Source organism: Paenibacillus sp. YN15 (assembly GCF_003285005.1).
Taxonomy (GTDB): Bacteria; Bacillota; Bacilli; order Paenibacillales; family NBRC-103111; genus Paenibacillus_AR.
Window position 1 is genome coordinate 70,185 of sequence record NZ_QMFA01000011.1, and the last position, 24,604, is coordinate 94,788.

The 24,604-nt window shown below is 57.4% G+C and carries 18 protein-coding genes; 3 read left to right on the forward strand and 15 right to left on the reverse strand.

Translation table 11 applies throughout. The features are described from left to right. Window positions 1-20: 20 nt before the first annotated feature. A complete protein-coding gene (gene glpX, locus DQG13_RS11475; RefSeq protein ID WP_113019897.1) occupies window positions 21-1,031 on the forward strand; it encodes a class II fructose-bisphosphatase in 1,011 nt (336 codons plus the stop codon). A 797-nt stretch (window positions 1,032-1,828) separates the two neighbouring features. Here glpX and DQG13_RS11485 read toward each other — a convergent pair. The 7 genes from DQG13_RS11485 to DQG13_RS11515 form a co-directional block, all read right to left on the reverse strand. Beyond that, window positions 1,829-2,587: an RBBP9/YdeN family alpha/beta hydrolase gene (locus DQG13_RS11485; protein ID WP_181592707.1), complete on the reverse strand. Its 759-nt coding sequence runs from the start codon at window positions 2,585-2,587 to the stop codon at window positions 1,829-1,831. Next, on the reverse strand, window positions 2,553-3,824 hold the full coding sequence (locus DQG13_RS11490) for a M48 family metallopeptidase (protein ID WP_258525629.1): 1,272 nt from the start codon (window positions 3,822-3,824) through the stop codon (window positions 2,553-2,555). The genes DQG13_RS11485 and DQG13_RS11490 overlap by 35 nt, the downstream gene beginning before the upstream one ends. A gap of 307 nt (window positions 3,825-4,131) precedes the next feature. Continuing rightward, complete coding sequence (locus tag DQG13_RS11495) at window positions 4,132-5,736, reverse strand: ABC transporter substrate-binding protein (RefSeq protein ID WP_113019901.1); 1,605 nt, start codon at window positions 5,734-5,736, stop codon at window positions 4,132-4,134. Window positions 5,737-5,830: 94 nt separating this feature from the next. Then, entirely contained in the window at window positions 5,831-6,784 is a 954-nt protein-coding gene (locus tag DQG13_RS11500) for a carbohydrate ABC transporter permease (protein ID WP_113019971.1), read from the reverse strand. Window positions 6,785-6,824: 40 nt separating this feature from the next. Continuing rightward, window positions 6,825-7,802, reverse strand: coding sequence for an ABC transporter permease (locus DQG13_RS11505; RefSeq protein WP_258525630.1), 978 nt, complete (start codon window positions 7,800-7,802; stop codon window positions 6,825-6,827). Between the two features lie 649 nt (window positions 7,803-8,451). After that, complete coding sequence (locus tag DQG13_RS11510; protein ID WP_181592708.1) at window positions 8,452-10,083, reverse strand: response regulator transcription factor; 1,632 nt, start codon at window positions 10,081-10,083, stop codon at window positions 8,452-8,454. Beyond that, the gene (locus tag DQG13_RS11515; RefSeq protein ID WP_113019903.1) at window positions 10,058-11,818 is read right to left on the reverse strand and encodes a sensor histidine kinase; all 1,761 of its coding nucleotides are present in this window, start codon (window positions 11,816-11,818) and stop codon (window positions 10,058-10,060) included. The genes DQG13_RS11510 and DQG13_RS11515 overlap by 26 nt, the downstream gene beginning before the upstream one ends. Window positions 11,819-12,239: 421 nt before the next feature. Here DQG13_RS11515 and DQG13_RS11525 point away from each other — a divergent pair, with 421 nt between their 5' ends. Then, entirely contained in the window at window positions 12,240-13,301 is a 1,062-nt protein-coding gene (locus DQG13_RS11525; protein WP_113019905.1) for a LacI family DNA-binding transcriptional regulator, read from the forward strand. Window positions 13,302-13,918: 617 nt separating this feature from the next. After that, on the forward strand, window positions 13,919-16,354 hold the full coding sequence (locus DQG13_RS11530; RefSeq protein WP_113019906.1) for a glycoside hydrolase family 94 protein: 2,436 nt from the start codon (window positions 13,919-13,921) through the stop codon (window positions 16,352-16,354). Window positions 16,355-16,557: 203 nt separating this feature from the next. On the opposite strand, the gene DQG13_RS11535 is transcribed toward DQG13_RS11530, so the two are convergent. The 8 genes from DQG13_RS11535 to DQG13_RS11570 all read right to left on the reverse strand — a co-directional run bounded on the left by DQG13_RS11535 (window position 16,558) and on the right by DQG13_RS11570 (window position 24,474). Then, window positions 16,558-17,013, reverse strand: a complete 456-nt coding sequence (locus DQG13_RS11535; protein ID WP_181592709.1) for a GNAT family N-acetyltransferase — start codon at window positions 17,011-17,013, stop codon at window positions 16,558-16,560. A gap of 145 nt (window positions 17,014-17,158) precedes the next feature. Beyond that, window positions 17,159-18,883, reverse strand: a complete 1,725-nt coding sequence (gene ptsP / locus DQG13_RS11540) for a phosphoenolpyruvate--protein phosphotransferase (protein ID WP_113019908.1) — start codon at window positions 18,881-18,883, stop codon at window positions 17,159-17,161. Window positions 18,884-18,931: 48 nt separating this feature from the next. Continuing rightward, window positions 18,932-19,204, reverse strand: coding sequence for an HPr family phosphocarrier protein (locus tag DQG13_RS11545; RefSeq protein WP_113019909.1), 273 nt, complete (start codon window positions 19,202-19,204; stop codon window positions 18,932-18,934). A gap of 24 nt (window positions 19,205-19,228) precedes the next feature. Next, the gene (locus tag DQG13_RS11550) at window positions 19,229-19,681 is read right to left on the reverse strand and encodes a PTS sugar transporter subunit IIA (RefSeq protein WP_113019910.1); all 453 of its coding nucleotides are present in this window, start codon (window positions 19,679-19,681) and stop codon (window positions 19,229-19,231) included. A gap of 113 nt (window positions 19,682-19,794) precedes the next feature. After that, window positions 19,795-21,186 (reverse strand): PTS fructose transporter subunit IIC, encoded by a 1,392-nt coding sequence (locus tag DQG13_RS11555; RefSeq protein WP_113019911.1) that lies wholly within the window; start codon window positions 21,184-21,186, stop codon window positions 19,795-19,797. Window positions 21,187-21,231: 45 nt separating this feature from the next. Further along, on the reverse strand, window positions 21,232-22,176 hold the full coding sequence (gene pfkB / locus DQG13_RS11560) for a 1-phosphofructokinase (protein ID WP_113019912.1): 945 nt from the start codon (window positions 22,174-22,176) through the stop codon (window positions 21,232-21,234). Between the two features lie 4 nt (window positions 22,177-22,180). Next, a complete protein-coding gene (locus DQG13_RS11565) occupies window positions 22,181-22,963 on the reverse strand; it encodes a DeoR/GlpR family DNA-binding transcription regulator (RefSeq protein WP_258525631.1) in 783 nt (260 codons plus the stop codon). 575 nt (window positions 22,964-23,538) lie between these two features. Then, window positions 23,539-24,474: an aminoglycoside phosphotransferase family protein gene (locus tag DQG13_RS11570; protein WP_113019913.1), complete on the reverse strand. Its 936-nt coding sequence runs from the start codon at window positions 24,472-24,474 to the stop codon at window positions 23,539-23,541. Window positions 24,475-24,604 lie beyond the last annotated feature (130 nt).

Genomic DNA, 24,604 nt, shown 5'->3' on the forward strand with positions numbered 1-24,604 from the left:
GGAAAAAGGAGCGGATGGACATGGAGAGAGAATTGGCATTGGAAATGGTACGGGTAACGGAGCTGGCGGCTTTGGCCTCCTCCAAGTGGATGGGGCGGGGTTCGAAGACGGAAGCGGACGGAGCGGCTACGGCCGCCATGCGTTCCATGTTCAATTCGGTCTCCATTCAGGGAACGGTGGTCATCGGCGAGGGCGAAATGGATGAGGCCCCTATGCTGTACATCGGTGAAAGGGTGGGGAACCGCCAAGGCCCCGAGGTGGATGTGGCGGTGGACCCCCTGGAAGGAACGGACCTGGCGGCCAAAGGCCTGCCCGGCGCTTTGGCGGTGATGGCCGTAGCCCCCAAGGGACATTTCCTCCATGCGCCCGACATGTATATGGAGAAGCTGGCGGTAGGGCCGCAGCTGAAGGGCAAGGTTTCCCTGGCCGATCCGCTGGACGTGACCATTCAGAAGGCGTCCCGGATTCTGAAGAGAGCCGTCTCCGACCTGACGGTATCTATCCTGGAACGTGACCGCCATGCGGAAAAAATCGCCATTCTCCGGGCAATGGGCGTGCGCGTCAAGCTGCTGCCCGGCGGAGATGTGGCCGGAGCTATGGCCCCGGCGTTTGCCGAATCGGGGATCGATATGTATGTAGGCTCCGGCGGAGCGCCGGAGGGGGTGATTGCCGCAGCGGCCCTGAAATGCCTGGAGGGCGATTTCCAGGGCAGGCTGATGCCGGCAGACGCGGCCGAGTTTGACCGCTGCCTGTCCATGGGCATTGCGGACCCGAGGAAGATTCTGACTATGGACGATCTGGTGGGCAAAGGGGATGTGCTGTTTGCCGCCACCGGGATCACCCCGGGCGAGTTCCTGAAAGGCGTCCGCTTCCTGCCCGGCTGCCGGGCGGAGACGGAATCCGTGGTCATGCGGGCCAAAACCGGCACCGTACGCACCATCCTGGCCAACCACTACCTGCCGGGCAAACCCTTTCTGCAAGCCTTGGGCGGATACTGGGCAGATGAACAGGAGGCGGCCTCCGGGCTGTAAGAACCCTTGGCCACAAAAAAGCTCCTTCTCCGGCATGAGGCCGGGAGGAGCTTTTTTTGTCGGGCTTGCGTTCCAACGGAAAAAATCCGCTGGAGCGGCTGCCCGTTCCTGCGGATTCTATCCGGTCTGTACGAAGTGCAGCGCTTTCCCTGCTCTTCATGTCAATAGGGCCTGGCTCCGCTGTCGGACATGATTTTGTCTGCTGCGTTTTTGATCAATGAGCAGCTGACTAGAACCGGTTTGGATTCGCATACAAGAACAAGGGTGCCAAACCGTACATCCCAGGAATACGAAAACCCTACCTGAATTCCAGCTACCTTCAACGAAAACCGCCCGGACGGGGTGCCGGGTATCGCAGCGCCATATTGTCTGCCCAGGTTCTGCAACGTCTGATAAACGGATGGGGTTACATTTCTGTATTTCCACGCGCCGCATGCTGCCATTTTGCTCACTCCTTGTAAGAGGCTTCTCTTCAAGTGTATGAGCTTCGGCTTGACCATCGTGACACCCAATTTGCGGGAGACTGCCGTTTCGGCCATCATATGTGAAATTTCAAGTATAATTTCCAGGAATGACCCCATTTGCAGGATTGAGTATGAAATTTCGCATACAATTTCTAGAAATAGCCCCCGTTGGGGCAATTGGATATGAAATTTCGCGTACAATTGCCCAAAACACCATTTCGTGAGCGAATATGTATGAAATTTCAGCTATGATGGCTGATGGTTTGCCCACGAAAACCCCTTCGTTCCCCGGTTTCCCGAAGTGAAGGCGCGCAGCGAGGGTATTCACCGTGGTTAGGAGAACGGAGCCCGCTCCTCCTCCCCGAACAGCTGCGGCCACAAGCCCTGGATGTGCTTCTCCACCGTCTCCAGCGCCAGCTCCAGATTGGACGCTCCCCCGGCTGCGCGCAGATGCCCCCGGAAATAATCCGGGTGGCGTCCGGCTATGGGCAGCGGAACCAGCTGCCCGGGCTTGCGCCAAACCGCGCGGCCAACAGGCAGCCGGCCGCGCGGCTCCCCCGCCGCCCGCCAGCTGCCCAGGCGGCACACTGGGTCGCGGCCCCTGCCGTCGGGGCCGCAGGCATAGCAATAGACCGTTGCCTCCTGCAGCACAGGAGGCACAGGGCTCCGCGGCGAGCCGATCTGCACAACGGCTACGGGCCGCTCCGGGTCTGCCGCCAGCAGCATGTCGGCGGCATGGACAGCGGCAGTCCCCCCGCCGCTGTGGCCCACAAGCACCACCGGCCCGCTGCCCCGGGCCGCAGGCTCCAGCTCCCGGCGCACCGCGGCTACGCCATAGGAGCGCGCCCACGCCCCGGCAGGCAGGCGGATATCCCGCCACACCTCCCAAATCTGCCTGCGGACGGAACGGCTCCACTCTCCGTACGGATACAGCAGTCCGCCTGCCGCCGTGAAGCCGGTGCTTGCCGCAAGCCGCCGGGACAGCTCACCATGAAATTCCTGCATGAACCCGGGAGCAGTCCCGATGCCCGCCAGAGCGTATACATACAGGCGGCTGTCATTTCCGGAAGCTGCGGGCGTATTCATCGGCATGATGGATTCTCTCCATTGAAGAAGGATGGGTGTCCCGGAACAGGCGCACCAATAAAGGGGAATACACATCATCATAGGTGGCGGCAGTGAGCTTCTGATTCATGCTCACCACCCCTTCGGGAGTGTGGGCCAGCTTCAGCCCATATTCATCCGCCGCCCGCTCCGCCTGCCGCGATACCAAATTAGAAAAAGGCAGCGAGGCAAAGCTCAGCACCGACAACAGCAAAAGCAGCGCCGCAGCGGCTGCCGGATCTCCCGGACCGCGCAAGCCCCAGGCCTCTCCCCAGCGGCGGTACACATACCGGTAAAGCGCCTGGCCGAGATAGAGCAGAACCAGAGCCGCGCCGACGAGCCCAAGTGTGCTCCATTCCAGATGATGCAGCACATAATGGCCAATTTCATGGGCCACAATGGGCAGAATTTCGCTTTCATCCAGCCGGTACAGCGTGTCCCAAACCACAATCCGCAGGGTTGGTCCGATACCGTTGACATAGGCGTTGTAAGCATTGGTTTTGGCGGACATGTTAGCCTCGTAAACCCGCTCCGCCGGTACCTCCGCCTCATCGGCCATGGCGAGAATATGGGCTTCCAGAACCGGATCGGACAGCCGGCTGTATTTGTTATAGAGGGGATCAATAAAAACCGGCTGCACCACCATCATGAACACAATGAAGGGAATGGACACCAGCCACAGCTTCAGCCACCACCGTCCGCCCCGCCGGATCAGCCACATGGCCAAGGCCAGCCCCAGAGCAAGCGGAATGGCTCCCACGGCAAATTCCACCAGCTTATCCCGAAGCCATCCCCCCATACCTTGAGTGGAGATGCCATAGAAGCGGGACATCCGGTAACCGGCAAACCGCAGCGGCAGACAGCCGAAATAGGCAACCGCCTGCACAGCCAGGGCATATACCGTAAACCGGAGGAGTGAGGGCCAGCGCAGGTTCTCCATCCGGCTATAGAGCCGTTTGCCCCACCCGGAGAACAGAAGGATGACATACAGCCCCCATTCCCAAGGGGAAAGCAGAAAAAACAGCCAATTCCGCCAAGCGGGGTAGGTTTCGCTGACCCGAAGCTCCCGGGCGCTCATAAAGGTGGCCGGGTCGGCAGGAGTGCCCCTGTATGATTCGGGCACACCGTTGCCCCGGGTCAGATACAAATAAACTCCCATGGCTGCCGCGTACACGGCAAACCACATCCAGTAACGGCGAATCGCTGGCGCTCCCGGCTTTGACACAATATCCACTCCCGTCTCCAAAATATTCCTTTAGGACGTGTCTGAAAACCCGCTTGAGGGCATCTTTCACCGCCTTTTCGCCCCTTGCTGCGTTACTTTCGCTTGACGTACCCCCGGTACGCCTTCACGAAAAGTGCCTTGCCTGGAACGAAAATTCGGCCAAATCTGCTCCCCTCGGAGTTGTCAGACACGCCCTAGCCTCATGATAGCATACTGCCGGTTCGAGTTCATCCTCCCGCTACAGCTGTCCCGCCTCCATTTCCCCGCAAAAATGCAAAAACGGCCCCATACCAGGGCCGCCATTTGCTTATTTATTTTTGGCGAGGAAGGCGTCGAATTGCTTTTGCTTCTCGGCGATAATTTCATCGACTGCGGAGGATTTCATCTTGGCCGCATACTCCGGCAGCACCTTGTCAGGGTCCACGGAGCCGGTATCCAGAGCCGGGTCGTATTGCTTGCGGATGGTGATGGAGGCCGCCACCTTGTTCTTGATGGCCTCATTCACATCGAAGGTGAAGCCCAGCCCTTTGGAATAGTGGGAGCCTTCATTAAACTTCTTGAACTGCTCCCACTTGTCGGCCGCTTCGCCCTTCCAGATGTAGTTCAGGAACTGGCTGCCGAACATCCACGCTGCGCCGGGGCTGTAGTCGCCGGTTTTTTCCGAGGGTTCGACTGTGTTGTCTCCGGTTTTCTTATAGTGGACACCTTCAATGCCGAAGTTCAGCAGATTGTTCAAATATTTGTCGGAGTACAGCAGGTTGATAACCATCATGGCCCGCTCGGGATCGGAGGAGGTGCTGCTCACTGCCAGCATGGAGCCTGCCGTTTCACTGGTAGCGGTGGTTTTGGTGTTCAGGGCCAGCTGCTTCAGATTGCCCACCAGCCCTACCTGGGAAGCAATTTCCGTATCCTTGCCGGGCTTCAGAGGGCATACGATCATGAACACCTTGCCGGATTTCATCGCATCATTGGTGGACAGCTGGGTTGTGGACGCATCCTTGTTGATCAGATCCTTGGTGAACATTTCCCGGGTAATCTTCAGTGTGCTCTTATAACGCTCCTGCTCCAGCCGGTTCATGACCTTGGTGTCGTTCCCGTCCTTGAAGATTACGCCTTCAATATTGCCATCCCCCAAATAATCCCAGTTAGCAAAAAAGTGGGCATTAAAGTTTTCACCGTCACGCAGGAACAAGGGGGTGATGTCCGGCTTTTGGGCCTTTACAGTTTCCAAAATGGGAATCAGGTCGCTGATGCTCTTTACGGCCTGGATTTTTTCCTCCAGTCCCAGCTCCTTGGCAATGTCCGAGCGGTATACAATGCCGCCTTGCGAAGCCATCTCCTTCAATGCCGGAACGCCGTAATTCTTTCCGTCGATTTGGGAGCCCTTCAGAATCTGGTCGTCAAAGGATTTCAGAATATCCGGCCCGTGTTTCTTGAGCAGGTTGCCGTATTTGCCGGAATCGTCATTGAGCGCTAGGAAAGCTCCTTTGCCTGCATTCACGGCGTATTGGGACCACTGGGCGGTAAACATAATGTCCACGGCCTCACGGGAAGCCACCATCAAATTGACCTTGTTGTCCCATTGCCCCCATTGAAAGGATTCAATCGTAAGGGTAGTATTCAGCTTGCTCTGAAGATACTTGTTGATTTCTTCCGTAACCGCTGCCTGGTCCTTCTGAGGGGAGCCAGGGTACACCAGTCTGAGCTTTGCGGGCTTCAGGGAGCTTGCCGTTTCAGCCGCAGCCGGAGCGGTTGCAGCCACGCTTGCCGCAGGTGAAGCTTTTGCGGCATCGGTTGGGGAAGCGCTTGCGCCGGAGCCGGAATCACTGCTGCCGCAGCCGGCCAGACCTGCCGTCATCGCCAGTGCTGCCGCCGCCGTCACTGCCAATCCTGCTTTTTTCCATTTGGCCATTTTTTTCTTATCCTCCCTTATATGTCCAACTTCTATGCTAACCGGAATTTCCGGATATAGCTACTGCTAATTTCCAAAAAATTTCGTCCGATCACTACCCCTTTACCGCTCCGATGGTCAGGCCTTGGATGAAGTACCGCTGGAAAAAGGGATACGCAATCACAATGGGACCGATGCCCACTACCGCCATCGCCATCCGGACAGTTTCCGTAGGGATATTCAACAACCCGCCGCTTTGGCTTAACCCCTGGGCTGCCGACGTATTGGAGGACAGGAACTGGATATCCAGCATGGTCCGGTACATCAGGAATTGCAGACTGACCATGCCTTTGCCGCTTTCGCCCGAAATGAAAACCAGGCTTAGAAACCAGTCGTTCCAATAGTTTACTGTCTGAAACAGAGCCACCGTCGCCAGCACCGGCAAGGACAACGGCAGCACAATCTGGGCGAACACCCTGCTTTCACTGGCTCCGTCAATAGTAGCCGCCTCCATCAGCTCCATGGGAATGGTAGTGCTGAAGAAGGTCCGCATCATCAGGACGAAGAAGCCTTGGACCAGCAGCGGGATAATCAGGCTGGCCAGGGTGTTTTTCAGATCGGCCAGTTGGGTGTATACCAGATACCAGGGCACCAGGCCGCCGTTGAACAGCATGGTGAAAAAGATGAAGAAGCTGAAGATATTGCGGTGGGGAAAATCCTTGCGCGAGATGGGATACGCATACAGCGCCATAATGAGCAGGCTGATGGCGGTTCCCACAATGGTCACGAACAATGATACGCCCAAGGACTTGGTAATCTGGCGCCAGTCCTCCAGCAGGAACTGGTAGGCCGAGAGACTGAATTTTTCCGGGAAGAAGCTGTAGCCGTTAATCAGAACTGTTCTTTCATCCGTAAAAGAGATCATGATAATCAGAACAAGCGGCATCAGGCACAGGATCGTATATATGCTGAAGAAAATATTAATGGCAATGTTGGAGCCTTTGGAAATGGCCAAGGGTCCTGTAGTGTAATGGGGCGTTTTGGGGGCCCTGGGATTCTTAACAGACATTGAAGCCTGCCCATCCATGTGCATCCACTCCTATGTTGAATTAGAATAAGGCGTCTTCCTTGCTGATTTTGCGGATAACCAGGTTGGTGCCCAGCACCAGCAGGAAGCCGATAACCGATTGGAACAAACCCGCCGCCGAGGACATGCCGATATCGCCCATGACCATGAAGGTCTGATACACATACGTATCAATAACCTGCGTCACCGGATACAAAGCTCCGGCATTCTGGGTCACCTGGAAGAATAATCCGAAGTCCGCGTAGAAAATCCGCCCGATCTGCAGCATGGTCATGACGATGATAACGGGACGCACCAGAGGAATGGTGATCATCTGGATCTGCTGGCGTTTGGTGGCGCCGTCAATAACCGCCGCTTCGTAATACTCGGGATCAATACCCAGCATCGAGGCCAGATAGATGACGGCGAAATAGCCGACGTTGCGCCAGGTGTTGACGAGGGGCAGGATCAGGGGCCAATAGGTTTTGTCCGTATACCATTCCACCGGATTCCAGCCCAGCTTGGGAAACAGCCACGTATTGAGCAGCCCATGCTCCATGCCGAGAAAGGCAAACACCAGATAGCCGATGACCACCCAGGAGAGCAGGTAGGGCAGGAACATGGCGCTTTGGTGGAGCTTAGCCGCCCGTTTGTTGCGCATTTCCGAGAACAGTACGGCCAGCCCTACGCCCATCACCAGGTTCAGCAGAATAAACACTGTATTGTACAAAAGAGTGTTGCGGATCAGCTCCCAAGCCACGTTGGTATCAAACAGAAAGCGGAAGTTGTTGAAGCCGCTCCAGGGGCTATGGATGTAGCCGTCCGTATAATTGATGTTCTTGAAGGCAATCAGCACGCCGATCATGGGCAGATAATTGTTGAACAGCAGAATCAGAATCGCCGGCAGCATCATGAAGTAAAACACCTTGTATTTCCTCAGGATGTGCAGGGTTCTCCGCTTCGCCGTTCTGGATGCGGGAGCCGGGGCGACACCGGCAGGCGTCTTGAGCTCCATGGCCATGGGGAACCACTCCTTGTCTTTTTTATACGAAAATGCACACTGCTGCATTTTCATCGGGGGTTCCCCCAAAAGTATCCGGAATTTTGCTTCGAAGCGTTTCGTCACTCTTGGGGGATTGTTTGGTTTGTAGCTTAGGGAATTGTTTGGTTTGTAGCTTTATTGTATGGTTCTTGACGTCCGCAAACTATATAATGGCGGCACCTAAGCAGCACTTTTGTGACTTCATGGAATGAGCTGGAAAAGCTCCTCGGAATATCTCCTCCAGAGTCGCCCTCCTGCTGTGCGCTCCTTCAACTGAACTCTTTCTCCTGACTTCGTGCTGGCGCTGTGCTGCACCGTACTGGCATCGTGCTGGTGCTGTGCCGCACCGTGCTGGCACCATGCGACTCATCAGGCGGACCCTGGTTCCGTTATTTTGCAAAAATCGGCCTTTTTTTCTCCGGAGCGGACACAGGTTCCGTTAAGTGTGAAAAAACAGGGGTTCTGCACACTTCCAGAGCGAAATAGCGAATCGTCGGTCCGTGAAAATCGGCAAAAGGGCCAAATGGGGGAAATAACGGATTCTCTGTCCGCGACCATCTCCAACCCTTCGCTAGATTTTAAAAAAAAGCCGCCTCCCTCCTGTGCAGGAGCGGAAGCGGCATTGGCGTCAGGGCAAACGGCGGTGCTTTTTGCGATATTCGTGGGGGGATAGGCCGGTCATTTTTTTGAACAGCTTGGCAAAATAGGAGAAATGGGTGTAGCCGATGGCCTCCGCTACCGCGCCCACCTTGAGGTTGGACTCCTCCAGCAGGCGGCGGGCGTGGCCGATCTTCACCTCCAGAACATATTCCGTCAGGGACTGGCCGGTTTCCTTGCGGAACAGCCGGGACAAGTAGGCCGGATTCAAAAACACATAGGATGCCAGCTGCTCCCTGCCCAGCTCTTCTTGGGGATGCTGCTGGATATATTCCTTGATTTTGGCGATGATGGAGGATTGCTGCTGGGACTGCTCCCCGGAACCAGCCGCCTTGGCCCAATACTGCTCCAAAAGGCGGGCACACCACTGCCGCAGGGCTGCCAGGGACTTGACGGGAGACAGGGCCAGCCCTTCTTCCCTGCCCTCCAGCACCTCCCCCAGGGAAATCCCCTGCTTGACCGCGGAATCCAGACAGAGGTGGGCCAATCCGAAGTAAACGGCCTGCAGGGTCTCCACAGACAGCTCTTCCTTTTCCAGACGGCTAAAATACCGGTTCAGCTGGTCGCTCAGCTCCCCCTTGCGCCCATTGTCCAACAGCAGCGCCCACTCTGCCAGGGGCGGCGGAGGAGCAGGGCGGGCGGCGGGTTTGCCTGCCGCGTTGGGGATAATGACGCTGCCGGTCCGGGTGACGTTGGCCCGCTCCGCCTCCAAAAGCCGCTGGTAAGCCTCCTCCAGCCCTGTGATGCCCACCTCGCCGCCGATATAGCAGGACAGCCGGCAGTGAAAATATTCATTGCAGGAACGGATGAAGGCCTCGCATTTCTCCTCCAGCGAAACCCCATTCTCCGCCGCTGCCGCCTCCCCGGCCGCAGACCGGTAAAACAGGATCAGCCCGCTGCCGCTCCGCTCCCCCACCACCATCCCGGGGCTGCCGTCCAGCACAAGCTCCTCGGCGGCCTTGCGGATGGCATACTCCATAATCTCCTCATCCCGCGCGCCGAAATCCTGCTGCCATTGCTCAATGCTGATCAGCACCGGGAACAGCCGGTCCTCCGAGGCCAGAGGAATATCATACTGGCGGAGCGCGGCATCCAACTTGCCGCTCAGGAATGCGGTGCGCCCCTGGATTACCTCCTGCCAGAACCGCTCGACCAGGAGCGGCTTTTGGCTTTCCCAGAGGCTGTAATACTTCCGGTACACGCTGCGGTAATCCTGCAGCTCCCGCTCCGAGCGGATTTTGTCCAAAAGCTGCACAAGAATCTCCGACAGCCGGTCATGGTCCACCGGCTTCAGCAAATAGCGGAACGCCCCCATGGAGAGGGCCTGCTGGGCGTAACTGAAGTTGGCGTGGCCGGTGAGGAAAATCAGCTCCGCATGAGGCTGCTGCTCCCGGAGCCACTCCGCCAGCTCCAGACCGGACTGGCCCGGCATTTCAATGTCCAGGATGACAATATCCGCCTCCCGTTGGGAGAGCAGCTCCTTGGCCTGGTCCACATCATAAGCCTCCAGCACCGCGGAAATCCCCAGCGCCTCCCAGTCCATTCCCGCCGCCAGCCCTTTGACCGCATATTTTTCATCATCCACCAGAAGCACGTTGTACATGGTTTTCTCCGCCTTTCCCAAGTCTGGTCTCCAGAGGCAGCGCGATCAGCACCTCGGCGCCGCCGCCGTCCGCATTCTGAAACCTCACCCTTGCTTTATTGCCTGTAAAAATAGACAGCCGCCGGAGCACGTTCCAGATCCCCACATGCTCATCCTGAATGGTACGCCAATCGGTTCCGGCGAATTTCTCCAGCCACTCTTGGGAGAAGCCCACCCCCGTATCCCGGATGGAAATCTGCGCCTCCCGCTCGCCTGATTGCTCCGCAATCTGTGCATGGATGTACAGGTGAAACGGCTGGTTCCGGTTCTTAAACCCGTGAATTATCGCATTTTCGGCAAAAGGCTGGATGGAGAGCGGCGGGATTGCCGCCCCCCTCAGCTCGTCGCTGACGCTGATTTCAAACGCCAGATTATCCGGATAACGGAGCCGCTGGATTTCCATGTAGTTGGCGACATGCTTCAGATCCTCCTCCAGCGTAATGTGGGGACGGCTGCTGTGGATGGTAAAGCGGAAATAATCCGCCAGATGCAGAGCCAGCTTCTTTAAGGTCTGGTAGTCCTTCAGCACCGCCAGATTGTAAACGATATTCAGGCTGTTCATGTAAAAATGCGGATTGATCTGCACCTGCAAATGCTTATATTCCGCCTGCTGCACGCGTAGCTTTTCCTCGTAGACATTGATCTTGAGGGAGCGGATCTGGTCGGCCATGTCGTTGAAGACAGCCATCACGTAGGCGAATTCCCCCTTGCGGGCGGTGGGCAGCCGGGTATCCAGCTTGCCTTGGCCGATACGTCTCATACCTTTGACCAAAGCCGAAAACGGCCCTACCAGAATCCGCTGCAGAATCAGAAAGTAGATAACCAGCGCAGCCAGCACGCCGAAGGGCGTCACATAAATAGCCTTCTGGAAAAAAGGCAACCCACGGAGAATGGTGGTTTCCGGAATAGCCAGCATCAGCCGAAGGCCGGTAGCGGCGGAATCCGCCTTGACCAGCAGCATTTTTTCGCTTAGCCGGGGGTCGTCGATCAGGAGATAGTTGCCCTTCTGGCTGGCTTTTTTCTCCGCATACCGGCCCCAGATATCGGCGCTGATGCGGGTATTGGAGAGAAGGGTGTGCCTGCTGTCCATGGCGGCGACCTCTCCCCCCGGCCCCAGATTCCAGCTGCGCAGGGGCGCAATCAGCTTGTCCGGATGCACCAGAACACCGGCGATCAGCTCAGAGGAAATGGGTGCGATCATCACCATGGCATAACCGTCGGGAGTCTCCATCAGATGCCACTTGCCGTCGTCATTCTCCGCCAGCTTGTCGGCCATGAGGGTAATATTTTGGGTCTGGCGGTTGTGATCCTCGGAGCTGGCCAGCAGCAAGTCCTTATAAACCGGCGAGTAGATGAAAATGGAGCTGGTGACGTTGAAGTAGCCGATGCCGGAGGTGAGCTTGCTCATGATGCGGATTTTGGTCAGGTAGTATTCATTGGAGGCTGTGCCGAAGGCGTAGAGGGTGGTGAAATCCGGGTCGTTGACAAACCGGTACAGATACAGGCCGGTTTCGTTCAGCATCTGGTCGGTGCTCTGAACATACTGCTGGAGCAGGTTGTCATAGTTGCTGGAAATCTGCTCGCGGACAATCCGGATGGAGTACATGTTATTGTAAAACAGAAAAACCACAATGGGCACGATGACGACGGTAAAGCCCAGAATAATTTTCAGCCTCACGGAATGGTACCATTTCATGGCAGGTCCTCCCTTGGAGAATGAAGCCGGAGCGCTGCTTCACGGCGGCGGCAATATCCTGTCCGGTGGCAGGTACGGGTACAGGTACAAGTGCAGGCGCAGGCACAAGTGCAGACACAGGTACAAGTGCAGGTACAGGCACAGAGCATGGTTGGATGCCTCAGCCGCATTGCGCTGTCAATCTCCGCGTCCGTTTTACGCTGCCGCTCCTGGTATCATCATGCCATGGTTTTCCAAAAACGTCCAGACGAACATTTTTCCGGCGGGTATTCCTTGAATGCTGCCGCTCCCGACCAATGGATAGACTAGGGACCGGTGATGCGCCGCTATTCCCGCCATCCGAAAAAGGTATTGCCAGCGCTTCCGGGAATGGTTACAATAGCCTTGTAAACGCGTGTTCACGAAAGGGGCTTTTCAGCACATGCGCAGTGAGGACATTGCCCGGCTGGCGGGTGTTTCCAGAAGCACCGTTTCCCGGGTGATCAACAACTATTCCAACGTGCCGGAGGAAACCCGGCAGCGGGTGCTGAAGGTGATCGAGGAGCATCATTACGAGCCCAACACCTCCGCCCGTGTTCTGGCAGGCAAAGGAACGGACACCATCGGCCTGTTTGTGGTCAGCACCGCCGAACGGCCCGAGGTCAGCCGCATTTACGATAACAGCTATTTTGCCCGGTTCGTGGATGCGGTAACGGATCACGCCAATGCCAAAGGCAGCTATGTGCTGATCCATACGGTCTATTCGCCGGAGGATTTCCTCCGGGTGAAGCAGGCGTTTCTGCAGAAGCGCATCGACGGCGGGGTCATTGTCGGCTCGGGGCGCGACCCGCAGATGGTCAGCGAGCTGGCGGAGCTTCAGGCTCCCATTGTGCTCATCGACTACGACATTGCCGAGATTATCGGCAGCCGCCTGAATAAGAGCAGGCTGGCCGTGGTCAATTCCATGGATTATGAAGGCGCCATGGCGGTGATGGAGCATCTTATCGGCCTGGGCCACAGGGAAATCGGCATCCTGGCCGGACGGCTGGACACCTATTCCGGCCGGGAGCGCTTCAAGGCTTATGAAGCGGCGCTGCAGCAGCACGGATTGCCCATGCGGGAGGAATTTATCCTGCAGGGCCAGTTTCTGAAGGACGCCGCTTACGCGGAGGCCGAGCGGCTGGCCCGCTCAGGCAGGCTGCCCACGGCGCTGTTCTGCGCCAACGACGATATGGCCATCTCGGCGCTGCAGGCGTTTACCCGCTCCGGCATCCGGGTGCCGGAGGATATATCTCTGGCAGGCTATGACGATGTGCCCTCTGCGGCGCTGTTATCGCCGGGCCTGACCACCGTCAGGCTGCCCATCTACGAGATGGCCCGGGCCGCCGTGGAGTCCATCAGCCGCATGCAGCAGAAGAAAAGCGGCTCCGGCTCCAGCTTCGAGACCGTCAGCTTTCCCGCGGAGTTCATAAGCCGCGGCTCCTGCCGGGCAGTGGGGCCGTAGGCCCGCGGGGGCCCGACATCTGCGGGGGCACGCCATCTATGGGGGCCCGACCATCTGCGGGGACCCGATCATCTGCGGGGGCACGCCATCTGCCTGCGGGAAGGCGGTCAGGCGGCGGCGGGCGATCAGATGGGACAGCTGGCAGCCCCTGCTAGGGCGTGTCTGAACCCCCCTCGGAGTTTGCACACACCCTAGTGCCGCCCCTTGAGCCAATTCCTCTGGCATGATGGGAGATGGTTACTGTGATAGCGAACCTCAAATGTACGCTATTTCCGCCAAATACCCTTTTTGAGGCAAATAGCATACACAAAATGTTTGCTAAGCCACTTAAAACCACCGTTTTGCATCAAAATATTCCAATTAACATACATTTCATGTATGCTATTTGTCCATTTGACCTCCCTTTCGGGGAATAGCAAACAATTTGTGACGCTTACATTTCTCTGTGCCGGCTGCCCTCTGCGTTTCCGTAGTTAATTATGGCCGCCCCATCCGGCTTTCCGCTTCAGGCAATGTCCTGCTCCCTGGGACACAGTTTTTTTCACCCCAAAATAAACGCGCGTTCACAAAACGCCCGTTTATCATAAATCCTTCCATCCCGAAAGGAGTCGAACCCTTTGAAATTTGGTCATTTTGACGATCAGCGCAAGGAATACGTCATTACAACGCCCCAAACCCCCTATCCCTGGATCAATTACCTGGGCAACGAGAGCTTTTTTGGCTTGATTTCCAACACCTCCGGCGGCTACTGCTTTTACCGGGACGCGCGTTTACGGCGGCTCACCCGCTACCGCTACAACAATGTCCCCCTGGACAACGGCGGACGCTACTTCTACCTGCATGACAACGGCGACTTCTGGACACCGGGCTGGATGCCGGTAAAACGGGAGCTGGATTTTTACGAATGCCGCCATGGTCTGGGCTATACCTCCATCACCGGCGAGCGGAACGGCATCCGCGTCAGCCAATTGGCCTTCGTCCCCTTGGGAATCAACGGGGAGGTGTATCAGGTCAAGGTGAAGAACACCGGCACCGCCGCCAAAACCGTCACTCTTTTCTCCTTCATCGAGTTCTGTCTCTGGAATGCCTATGACGATATGACCAACTTCCAGCGGAATCTGAGCATTGGCGAGGTAGAGGTGGAGAACAACGCTATTTATCACAAGACCGAATACCGGGAACGCCGCGATCATTTCTCCTTTTTCTCGGTAAACCGTCCCTTCGACGGCTTCGACACCGACCGGGATACCTTCCTGGGCGCGTATAACGGTTTTGACCGCCCCGATGCGGTAGCCGCAGGAGCATCCTTCAATTCCGTCGCCAGCGGCTGGTGCCCGGTGGGCTCCCACTCCTTCAAGCTGACCCTTGCTCCCGGCGAAGAGCAATCCCTGGTGTTTGTGCTGGGTTATGTGGAGAATCCCGAAGAAGAGAAGTGGGAAAAGCCGGGTGTTATCAACAAGTTCCGGGCCTACGACATGATGAACCGTTTTACCGACGATGAAGCTGTTGACCGCGCTCTTGCCGAGCTGGCTTCCTACTGGGACCGTCTGCTGGGCAAATACACCCTCGCCACCGGCGACGAAAAGCTGGCCCGCATGGTCAACATTTGGAACCCGTATCAATGTATGGTCACCTTCAATATGTCCCGCTCCGCCTCTTACTTCGAATCAGGGATCGGCCGGGGCATGGGCTTCCGGGATTCCAACCAGGATCTCCTGGGTTTTGTGCATCAGATTCCGGAACGGGCCAGAGAGCGGATCATCGATATTGCCTCCACCCAGTTCGAGGACGGCAGCGCCTATCACCAGTACCAGCCTCTGACCAAAAAAGGCAACCACGAGGTAGGCGGCGGCTTCAACGACGATCCCCTGTGGCTGATCGTGGGCACGGCGGCATACATTAAGGAAACCGGGGATTTCGGCATTCTGGACGAACAGGTGCCTTTTGACTGCAACCCGGATAATACGGCAACCTTGTTCGAGCATCTAAAACGCTCCTTCTATCATGTCATCCACAATCTGGGCCCCCACGGGCTGCCGCTGATCGGGCGGGCGGACTGGAACGACTGCCTGAACCTGAACTGCTTTTCCAAGGAGCCGGGCGAGTCCTTCCAGACCACCGGCAACATCGACGGACGGGTAGCGGAATCCGTCTTTATCGCCGGCTTGTTCGTGTTTACGGGACCGGACTTCGCCGCCCTGTGCCGCTTCCGCGGTCTGGACGGGGAGGCGGAGGCAGCCGAGGCCGCTACTGAGGAAATGCGCAAAACCACCATGGAGCACGGCTACGACGGCGATTGGTTCCTGCGGGCATATGACCATTTTGGAGATAAAGTGGGAAGCAAGGAGAACGCCGAGGGGCAAATTTTCATCGAGCCTCAAGGCATGTGCGTCATGGCCGGCATCGGTACAGAGGACGGCTCTGCCTTAAAGGCGCTGGAATCCGTCCAGGAGCGTCTGGAAACGCCGTACGGCATCGTGCTGCAAAATCCGCCCTACTCCACCTACTACCTGAACCTGGGAGAAATCTCCTCCTATCCGCCGGGCTACAAGGAAAATGCGGGCATCTTCTGCCATAACAATCCGTGGATCATGATCGCGGAGACGGTGCTGGGCCGGGGAGACAGAGCCTTCGAGGTTTACCGGAAGATTGCCCCCGCCTACCTGGAGGAGATCAGCGAAATTCACAAGATGGAGCCCTATGTCTATTCCCAAATGATTGCGGGCAAAGACGCGGTGCGCCACGGCGAAGCCAAAAACTCCTGGCTTACCGGCACCGCCGCGTGGAACTATATCGCCATCACCCAGGCCATTCTCGGCATTAAGCCGGATTTCGGCGGCCTGCAGGTGGACCCTTGCATCCCTGTGGATTGGGACGGCTACACGATTACCCGGGAGTTCCGGGGCAGCACCTACGTCATCGCCGTCAGGAATCCGGAGCATGTGTCCAGCGGCGTCCGCTCCGTAACCGTTGACGGGCGGCCTGTAGAGGGCAATGTCCTGCCCGTATTCGCAGAGGGCGGCGTCCATCAGGTGGAGGTTGTGCTGGGATAAAGAGGACAATATTTGCCAGGACGATTTTAAGCCAATTTTAAGGATGTGCTCATTTTTTCTTAAGCTTCCTCCTGTAGACTGGCTTCATAGACGAACCTTAGAGAGCAACAGCAGGAGATAAAAAGGACAACGCAAAGAGCCCTTATCCGTTCAAGCCGTCAAGGCTTGCGGGTAAGGGCTTTTCGATGAAGGGCAACCGCCGCTTAAGCCAGCGCTTTTTCCAGTTGGGATTGGCCGGAAGCGGCCTGATAGCCATACCTGCGGAAGAACCCGGCATTGGCAAGCCGCCCGGAGACGCTCATCCGTTTGGCCCCCAGCTCGCCTGCACGTTTTTCCGCCGTTTCGATCAAAAGCTCACCGATGCCTTGCCCGTGGAACTCGGGAGCTACACACAACGCCTCAATGCAGGATATCCCCGCTTCGCCCTGGGACAGAATCACCACGCCCACTACCTTATGGCGCAGCACAGCCACATAGCTCAACCGTCCGGGCATATCCCGGATAATCCGCTCCCAACTGAAGGCGGACACAGCCTCTTCCACCTGCTCGCCGGGATTGGCCAGGCCCGCAGTCCGCCATGCCTCCTGCACAAGCTCCGACACCGCTTCCGCATGCGCATTCGCGCAGCAGGTGACAACCACATTTTGCTCCAGTCTCATGCTCAGGATCACCCATTTCAATTTTATATTCATTATAAAACAGCCAGCAAGAAATGGGAATAAAGGTTGTCACTTTTTTCACAAGCTATCGGGCGATTGGCACAAATCCGCCATACTCGGATGAGCAGGCGGATGGCGTCATTCCCTATTTATCCAGAAAAGCGGTGAGCGCTGCGCGGATTTCCTCCGGCGTTTCCAGTTCCAGAATCTCCTCAGTCAGCTTCACGCAATCGGCGCGGCTGCATCCGGCTATCGTTTCCTTCACCTTATGGAGGGAGCCGGGAGACATGCTCCATTCATGGAGACCCAGCCCCAGAAGCAGCGGCGCTGCCAGCCTGTCTCCGGCCATACTGCCGCACATGCCCGCCCATTTGCCGTGGGCATTGGCTGCGTCGATCACATTCTTGATCAGCCGGATCACCGCGGGGTGGAAATAATCGTAGAGATAGGAGACCTTTTCGTTCATCCGGTCCACTGCGACCGTATATTGAACCAGATCATTGGTGCCGATGCTGAAAAAATCCACTTCCTTGGCAAAGCTGTGGGCCAGCACCGCGACGGACGGAATTTCCACCATGATGCCCAGCTCCACCTTGTCCGCCATGGGGACTCCTTCCGCCTCCAACTGGGCCCGGACCTCTGTATAGATGGCCTTGGCCTGCCGCCATTCCCCAAGTCCGGAGATCATGGGGAACATGATCTTCAGATTGCCGAAGGCGCTGGCCCGGAGCACCGCCCGCAGTTGGGTGCGCAGAAGCTCCTGCCGGTCCAGGCAAAGCCGGATGGCCCGGTAGCCCAGGAACGGGTTCATCTCCTTCTCCAGCTCCAGATACGGCAGCTCCTTGTCTCCGCCGATATCCAGCGTCCGGATCACCACCGGCCGGCCCTCCATGGACTGGGCCGCAGCCCTGTAGGCCTCAAACTGAAGCTGTTCGCCGGGCATGGTGCTGCTGCCCATAAACAGGAATTCCGTCCGGTACAGGCCAACAGCCTCCGCTCCCTTGGCGATCAGTCCCTCCGCTTCCGCCGGGGTGCCGATATTGGCGGCAATCTCCACCCGGAAGCCGTCGGCGGTGGCCGCAGGCCGGGCGGCAAAAGCAGCCAGCCGCTCCCGGTCGGCCCGCTCCGCCTCCATCAGCCGGATGTATTGCTGCCGCACCGTCTCCTCCGGACGCACCAGGCATTCGCCTGTGGAGCCGTCCAGAATGACCAAGTCTCCATTCCGGATTTCGTCCAAGCCGCCGCCTACCCCCAACACTGCGGCAATCCCCAGGGATTGGGCAAGAATAGCGGTATGGGAGGTTTTGCCGCCGATGCGGGTGATGAAGCCCTGCACCAGGGAACGGTCCAACTGCACCGTATCCGAAGGAGTCAGGTCGTCGGCTACCAGCACCACCTCATCGCGGATGTCCGACAGCCTGGCCCCGCTGTGTTCCAACACTTGGGCCAGAAGGCGGCTGCCCACGTCCTTAATGTCCGCCGCCCTCTCCTGCATATAGGCATTGTCCATCTTTTCAAAAATACCGGCGATCTGCAAGGCTACGCGGGTGACAGCCGTCTCCGCACTCCAGCCTTCCTTCCGGATCAGCTGCTCCATGGGCGGGAAAAAGGTAGGGTCGTTCAAGAAGCTGACCTGCCCTTTCAGAATGGCTGCCTTCTCCTCCCCCAGCTTCTGCCGCGTCTGCCCAATAAGCTCCTCCAGCTCCTCCAGACAGCGGGCCTTGGCCTGGTGCAGCCGCTTCAGCTCCGCTTCGGGAGCATCCGTCTTCCGTTCGGCCCGGTCCCCCAGCTTCAGAGGGGCATACACATACGCCTTGCCCATCCGGATGCCCTCGGAAACTCCCAGGCCCTTGATGATTGTGGATGTCATGCCGCGATTCCTCCTGTCCTTCCGCTTTTATGCCGGCTCCGGCTGGCTTTACGCCTCGCCGAAGCCCCCCTCCACCAACCGGGCCAGGGTTTCCACAGCTTCCTCCTCATCGGAGCCCTCTGCCGTAATAATCATCCCTGCGCCTTTGGACAGCCCAAGGGTCATTAAGCCGAGAATGCTTTTGCCATCGATGCCGGCGTCCTGGCCTTCCGGCTTCACGTGGATGGCCGACTGGAATGCCCCCGCCTTTTCCGTGAACAATTGGGCGGGACGGATATGAAAGCCCGCTTCGTTTCTGATGGTGACTTGTCTTTGCTGCATGGAAATCCTCCTCTTCTATGGAGCTTAAATGCCGGCAAGCAAGCCGGCAAGCTCTTCATAATCCGCAACCGCCAGCAGCTTGCCGCGGAACTCGTCATCGATGAGCTTGCGGGAGATGGCGATCAGAACCTTCAAATGATCATTGCCCGCCGCTTCTTGGGGAACGGCGATCATAAACACCGCCTGGACGGGATTGCCGTCCAGCGAGGCCCACTCCAGCGGCCGGGCCAGCTTGGCAAAGGCAATGCCCGCTTTGGCCACGCCGGGGGACTTGCCGTGGGGAATGGCTACGCCGAAGCCGATGCCGGTGGAGCCGGTGGCCTCCCGCTGCAGAACAGCCTCCAGATAAGCGGCTTTGTCGCTTAAGCTGCCGCTTTCGGCAAGGCCGTCCGCCAGAAGGCCGATGGCCTCCTCCTTGGACTGGGCGTCTAGGGGAATCAATACGGATCTGGAATCTAACAGCTCGGTTATGGTCATGGCAATATCCTCCTGGTTATGGGGTTTGGGCGTGCTTCCGGCTAAGGTTTGTATGTCCGGCGCAGGTCTTCCTTATACTTAGGGCTGCGGAGAAATCAGCATTCTTTTTTCTCTTAGGCGCTTTGGGATTGCAGCGGTTTTTTGAGGACGGCCAGCAGCAAGGCGGATACCAGCGTGCCGACAATGATGGACAGGGCGTACCAGGCCACATGGTTGACTGCGTTGGGGATCGCCAGGACGAAGGCGCCGCCGTGGGGAGCCCGCAGGGTGACGTCAAACATCATGGACATGGCTCCGGTCACTGCCGAACCGGCGATAATGGAGGGAATGACCCGGAAGGGGTCCCCCGCGGCAAAGGGAATGGCGCCTTCCGTAATGAAGGCCAAACCCAGCACCGATGCGGCCTTGCCCGCATCCCGCTCCTCCCGGGTAAACTTGTTCTTGGCGATTAATGTCGCCAGCCAAAGAGCCAGGGGAGGGGTCATGCCCGCGGCCATTACGGCGGCCATGGGACCGTATACATTGCTGGCCAGCAGGCCAACCGAGAAGGTGTAGGCGGTTTTGTTCAGCGGTCCGCCCATATCAAAGGCCATCATGCCGCCCAGAATCAGACCGAGCAGAACGGCATTGGTGGTGCCCAGATTTTGCAGCCAGCCGGTCAGGCCGTCCATAACATATTTAATCGGTTCTCCTATCACGTAAACCATCATCAGGCCGGTAATGCCGGTAGCCAGAAGGGGAATGATCAGAATGGGCTTCAGTCCCTCCAAATTCCGCGGCATCTTGATATATTGCTTCATCCATTTGGCCACATAACCTGCCAGGAAGCCGGCAATAATGCCCCCCAGAAAGCCTGCGCCGATCTGGGAGGCCAGCATGCCGCCCACCAGCCCTGGAGCCATACCCGGCTTTTCGGCAATGGAGAAGGCGATGAAGCCCGCCAGAATGGGTACCATCAGTTGAAAAGCGGCGCCGCTGCCAATGTTCATCAATGCCGCGGCAAGAGTTCCTTCCTCTTTGAAGGCTTCGATGCCGAACACAAAGGACAGCGCAATCAGAAGGCCACCCGCCACAACCAGCGGCAGCATGGCGGACACGCCAGTCATCAGATGCTTGTAGGCTCCCTTGCGGGCCGCGCCGCGCTCTGTCTTGACCTTCTCCACCTGGTCGGCCAGACCGGAATCGGCCTTGGCGGGCGCAGCTTCCAGACCCAGCGCCTCCTCCAGCAGTCCGGCCGGGTTCTTGATCGCCTGGGCAACGGGCACCTTCACCACCGGCTTGCCGGCAAACCGCCCCTCCAGCACATCCGTATCGGCGGCAATAATAATGGCGTGAGCTTCGGCAATCTCTTCGTCGGACAGCTCATTTTCCACCCCTACGGCGCCCCGTGTCTCCACCTTGATGGGAATATCCTTCTCCCGGGCAGATTTCAGAAGCGATTCCGCCGCCATATAGGTATGAGCGACGCCGGTGGGGCAAGCGGTGACAGCCAACAGTTTTTTCATACATGTCATCCCCTTTTTATCGTTATGAGGGCAAAATATCAGAACTCAAATGGAGGCTAACCCAACCCTTTCCATAGCGGCCTCCACTTCTTCAATGCCGCAAACCTGGGTGCCGGGTTTGGATGCGGTGATGGTACCCGCAGCGGAGGTGATTCTGGCCATTTCCGGCAAGGTGCGTCCGCCGAGCAGACTGTACACCATGGCGGCTACCATGGAATCTCCGGCGCCAACCGTGCTTAACGGACGGATGGGAAAGGGCCTGGCCCGGTAGGCCTCCGTCTCATTGACAAGAATGGAGCCGTCGCCGCCCATGGAAACCAGCACCAGCCGCACCCCTTTTTCCCGGATCAGCTCCCGGGCCGCCGATACCAGCTCCCCATCATCCGGCAGCCTGCGGCCAAAATAAAGCTCCAGCTCGTGAATGTTCGGCTTGATGGCGAAGGGCCGCGCCTCCACCCCCTGGGCGAAGGCGGTACCGTCCGCATCCAGAACCACGGGCACGCCCCGCTTCCGCGAAGCCTCAATCAGGGTCCGGTAGTATTCCGGTGGGGCTCCCGGCGGCAGGCTGCCTCCGATTACCGTATACGCGGCGCCTTCAAGGGCTTCCTCAAACCGCCGGGTAAAACGGTCCAGAACAGCAGCGTCCACCCGGATTCCCGGTTCGTTGAACTCGGTGGTCTGGCGGGTGCTCTCATCCACCACCTTCAGGTTGACCCGGGTCTCTCCCTCCGCCTCCTCGAAGCTGCAGGGAATGCCTGCCTGCTCCAGCTTATCCCGGAGCAGCCTGCTTTGATAGCCGCCGGCTACAGCCAGTGCGGCTGCTTTTACCCCAAAGCCTGCCAGGACCTTGGCTACATTAATGCCCTTGCCTCCCGCGTCAATCCGGACCTCCTTGATCCGGTTCAGCCCGGCCAGCTCGATTTTATCCACACTGACTGTTTTGTCCACTGCCGGATTCATCGTCACTGTAACTACAGAAGGGGTTATCATGATGTCATTCTCCTTTTTCCGCCGCAACGGTCAACTGTACGCCCGCATCCTCCAGCCCCTGTCTGGCTGCTTCCGGCAGGAGGGAATCGGTGATCAGGCGGTCGATGTCCTTCAGATCCGCCACCTTGGCAAACACGGACTTGCCATATTTGCTGTGGTCCGCTAACAGAATGACCTCACGGCCGGCATGGATCATTTTCCGCTTCATTTCCGCTTCGGTGATGCTGGGAGTGGTTAATCCTGCAACCGGCTCGATTCCGTTGATGGCCAGGAAGGTTTTATCCACCTTCAGCTGCTCCAGCGCCCGCTCCGCCATCGGCCCCACCATAGCCAACGTCTCATAACGCACCGTTCCGCCGGTAAGCACCAGACTGATGTTGGCCTGCTGGGCCAGCTCCCGGGCCACCATAATGGAATTGGTGACCACCGTAAGCCGGGGAACCGATTTAATGGCTTTGGCCAGGTAATAGGTAGTGGTGCCGGAGTCCAGGATAATGGTGTCTCCCTCCCGGACCAGCGATGCGGCTTCACGGGCGATAGCCTCTTTCTGCAGCCGGAAGCGGTCTTCCTTCTCCACGAAGGACGGCTCCGCGTTATCCGCCTGGATAATGGCCACTGCGCCTCCGTGAGTGCGTCTGACCTGACCGCCCTCCTCCAAATCCTTCAAATCCCGCCTGACGGTGGATTCGGATACCTGAAAAAATTGAGCCAGCTCCTGGACGGAAGCCCGTCCGGAGGTTTGTATATAGTCGCATATCTGCTGCTTGCGTTCTTCTTCATATAGCAAAACGGCTTCACCCCCTGCATCTATCATGCTCATTTGCAGTCATTTCATTGCCAATTGGAGATTATGATGATCGTTTGCTCTCACTTATGATAATATATGATCATTAATCTTTTGTAAAGCGCTTTATTGAAAATATTCTTTCACAAACGATCATATGTGAGCACAAACATTGATCCAATCCGGCGTATAACACGCGAGGCCGGGCTATCCGGACCGAGAATCCGTTATTATGCCAAAATGCGGACTTCTGATGATTTCGCGGACACACGGTACGTTATTTGTCCCCAACTGACGGCAAACCGCCTTTTTTTCGGCACATAACGAATCGTGGGTCCGCTCAGGTGAAAAAACACCGTTTTTCCGCCTAATAACGGATCGTGAGTCCGTTTGTTTGGGCTAGCCGAATCTGCGTGCTTTCTTGGTAAAAAGGCTCAAGTCAGACCACTGCCGGAAATTGGTGGAATCCGGCTCGCTCAAATGTCCGGTGAAGCAAATGACAAGGTGTGCTTAGCTCGAAAAAAAGCGCTTTAAGCCTCATTGGCTCAAGCGCCTTCCTTACATCATAAGTCTCCCGGCTAACCTTGCGTCCCCGCATCCGGCTGCGCCAATGGATTCGCCCCTGCCTCCGCCATCAGCGCCTCCGCCAACTCCACATGGTCCATGGATGGAGTCATGCCGCTTTCCACATTCCAGCATTGGGACATGGCCGTTTCAATGTAGAGGCATTGGCGGATGACGGCTTCCGGAATATTCAAAAGTCCAGTCAGCTTGACGATAACCGTGTTCAGCCTGCCGTATGTATCGGGAGCGATAGTCTCATCCATTTCATTCAGTATAAACCGCGGAACGTCAAACACGGGATCGCCCACCACCCCCTTGGGGTCAATAATCCGGTAGGCTCCGCCCTCCCCCAGCAGGATATTATCGTGGTGCAAATCCCCATGGAGCAAAAGCCGCCGGGGATAAGCCGCCCACAGCACCCGGCAGAGGGCCTCGGCTCTTTGCATATGTCCGCTGAGTTCGCGGAAGTCCTCCTGACCCTGCATAAAGTAGGCGATACGGCTGACCCAATCCAGATACGAGGGATACGCCCCGGGATCGGAGGGCTCCTTATGCAGGCCGGAAACCAAGCCGGAGTAGACGGACAGTCTTTTTTCCGTAGACTGCTCCGCTCTCAACGGAGTTCCCGGAAGAATGCGTTCCTCAAGAATAGCTCCCTCGGCCAAATCGGCAGTATATAGCCTGCAAAACCGCCCGCCGTTGTACTCCTGCAGTGCCGACGCCTCTGTGCTCCGTTCCCTGCCGGGAGGGCCCAGCTTCAGGATAGCCTTGCCGAATGCGGCGGACTCGCATGTAAACACACAGTTGGCCGAAAAGGAAGGCAGCAGCTCCATCCGCTTAAGCTCCCACCGTTCTGCGCACCGGTCCAGCTTTTCCCCCAGCCGGTCATAAAAGGCCTTGCCGAAGCGCCCTTCAATCTTCACCGCTTCTTCTGGCGTAAAATTGTACATGAATCATTCCTCCGGCAGCTTAGGCATTTTATTCATTATAACGCCATGGGCTGCAGGCCTCAATCAGAGGGAATACAAGGCTTTACAATATCTGCAGCTGCCCCTACAATATTCCTTGAGGTGAGGCCGC

What these genes read in the sequence shown, in the direction of transcription:
- DQG13_RS11535 (WP_181592709.1), bottom strand. Translation starts at nt 17,013, where the DNA reads ATGAGACTGGAGCAAAATGTGGTTGTCACCTGCTGCGCGAATGCGCAT.
- ptsP (WP_113019908.1), bottom strand. Translation starts at nt 18,883, where the DNA reads ATGACATCCACAATCATCAAGGGCCTGGGAGTTTCCGAGGGCATCCGG.
- DQG13_RS11570 (WP_113019913.1), bottom strand. Translation starts at nt 24,474, where the DNA reads ATGTACAATTTTACGCCAGAAGAAGCGGTGAAGATTGAAGGGCGCTTC.
- DQG13_RS11515 (WP_113019903.1), bottom strand. Translation starts at nt 11,818, where the DNA reads ATGAAATGGTACCATTCCGTGAGGCTGAAAATTATTCTGGGCTTTACC.
- glpX (WP_113019897.1), top strand. Translation starts at nt 21, where the DNA reads ATGGAGAGAGAATTGGCATTGGAAATGGTACGGGTAACGGAGCTGGCG.
- DQG13_RS11505 (WP_258525630.1), bottom strand. Translation starts at nt 7,802, where the DNA reads ATGGCCATGGAGCTCAAGACGCCTGCCGGTGTCGCCCCGGCTCCCGCA.
- DQG13_RS11555 (WP_113019911.1), bottom strand. Translation starts at nt 21,186, where the DNA reads ATGAAAAAACTGTTGGCTGTCACCGCTTGCCCCACCGGCGTCGCTCAT.
- DQG13_RS11510 (WP_181592708.1), bottom strand. Translation starts at nt 10,083, where the DNA reads ATGTACAACGTGCTTCTGGTGGATGATGAAAAATATGCGGTCAAAGGG.
- DQG13_RS11545 (WP_113019909.1), bottom strand. Translation starts at nt 19,204, where the DNA reads ATGCAGCAAAGACAAGTCACCATCAGAAACGAAGCGGGCTTTCATATC.
- DQG13_RS11495 (WP_113019901.1), bottom strand. Translation starts at nt 5,736, where the DNA reads ATGGCCAAATGGAAAAAAGCAGGATTGGCAGTGACGGCGGCGGCAGCA.
- DQG13_RS11500 (WP_113019971.1), bottom strand. Translation starts at nt 6,784, where the DNA reads ATGTCTGTTAAGAATCCCAGGGCCCCCAAAACGCCCCATTACACTACA.
- pfkB (WP_113019912.1), bottom strand. Translation starts at nt 22,176, where the DNA reads ATGATAACCCCTTCTGTAGTTACAGTGACGATGAATCCGGCAGTGGAC.
- DQG13_RS11485 (WP_181592707.1), bottom strand. Translation starts at nt 2,587, where the DNA reads ATGCCGATGAATACGCCCGCAGCTTCCGGAAATGACAGCCGCCTGTAT.
- DQG13_RS11550 (WP_113019910.1), bottom strand. Translation starts at nt 19,681, where the DNA reads ATGACCATAACCGAGCTGTTAGATTCCAGATCCGTATTGATTCCCCTA.
- DQG13_RS11525 (WP_113019905.1), top strand. Translation starts at nt 12,240, where the DNA reads ATGCGCAGTGAGGACATTGCCCGGCTGGCGGGTGTTTCCAGAAGCACC.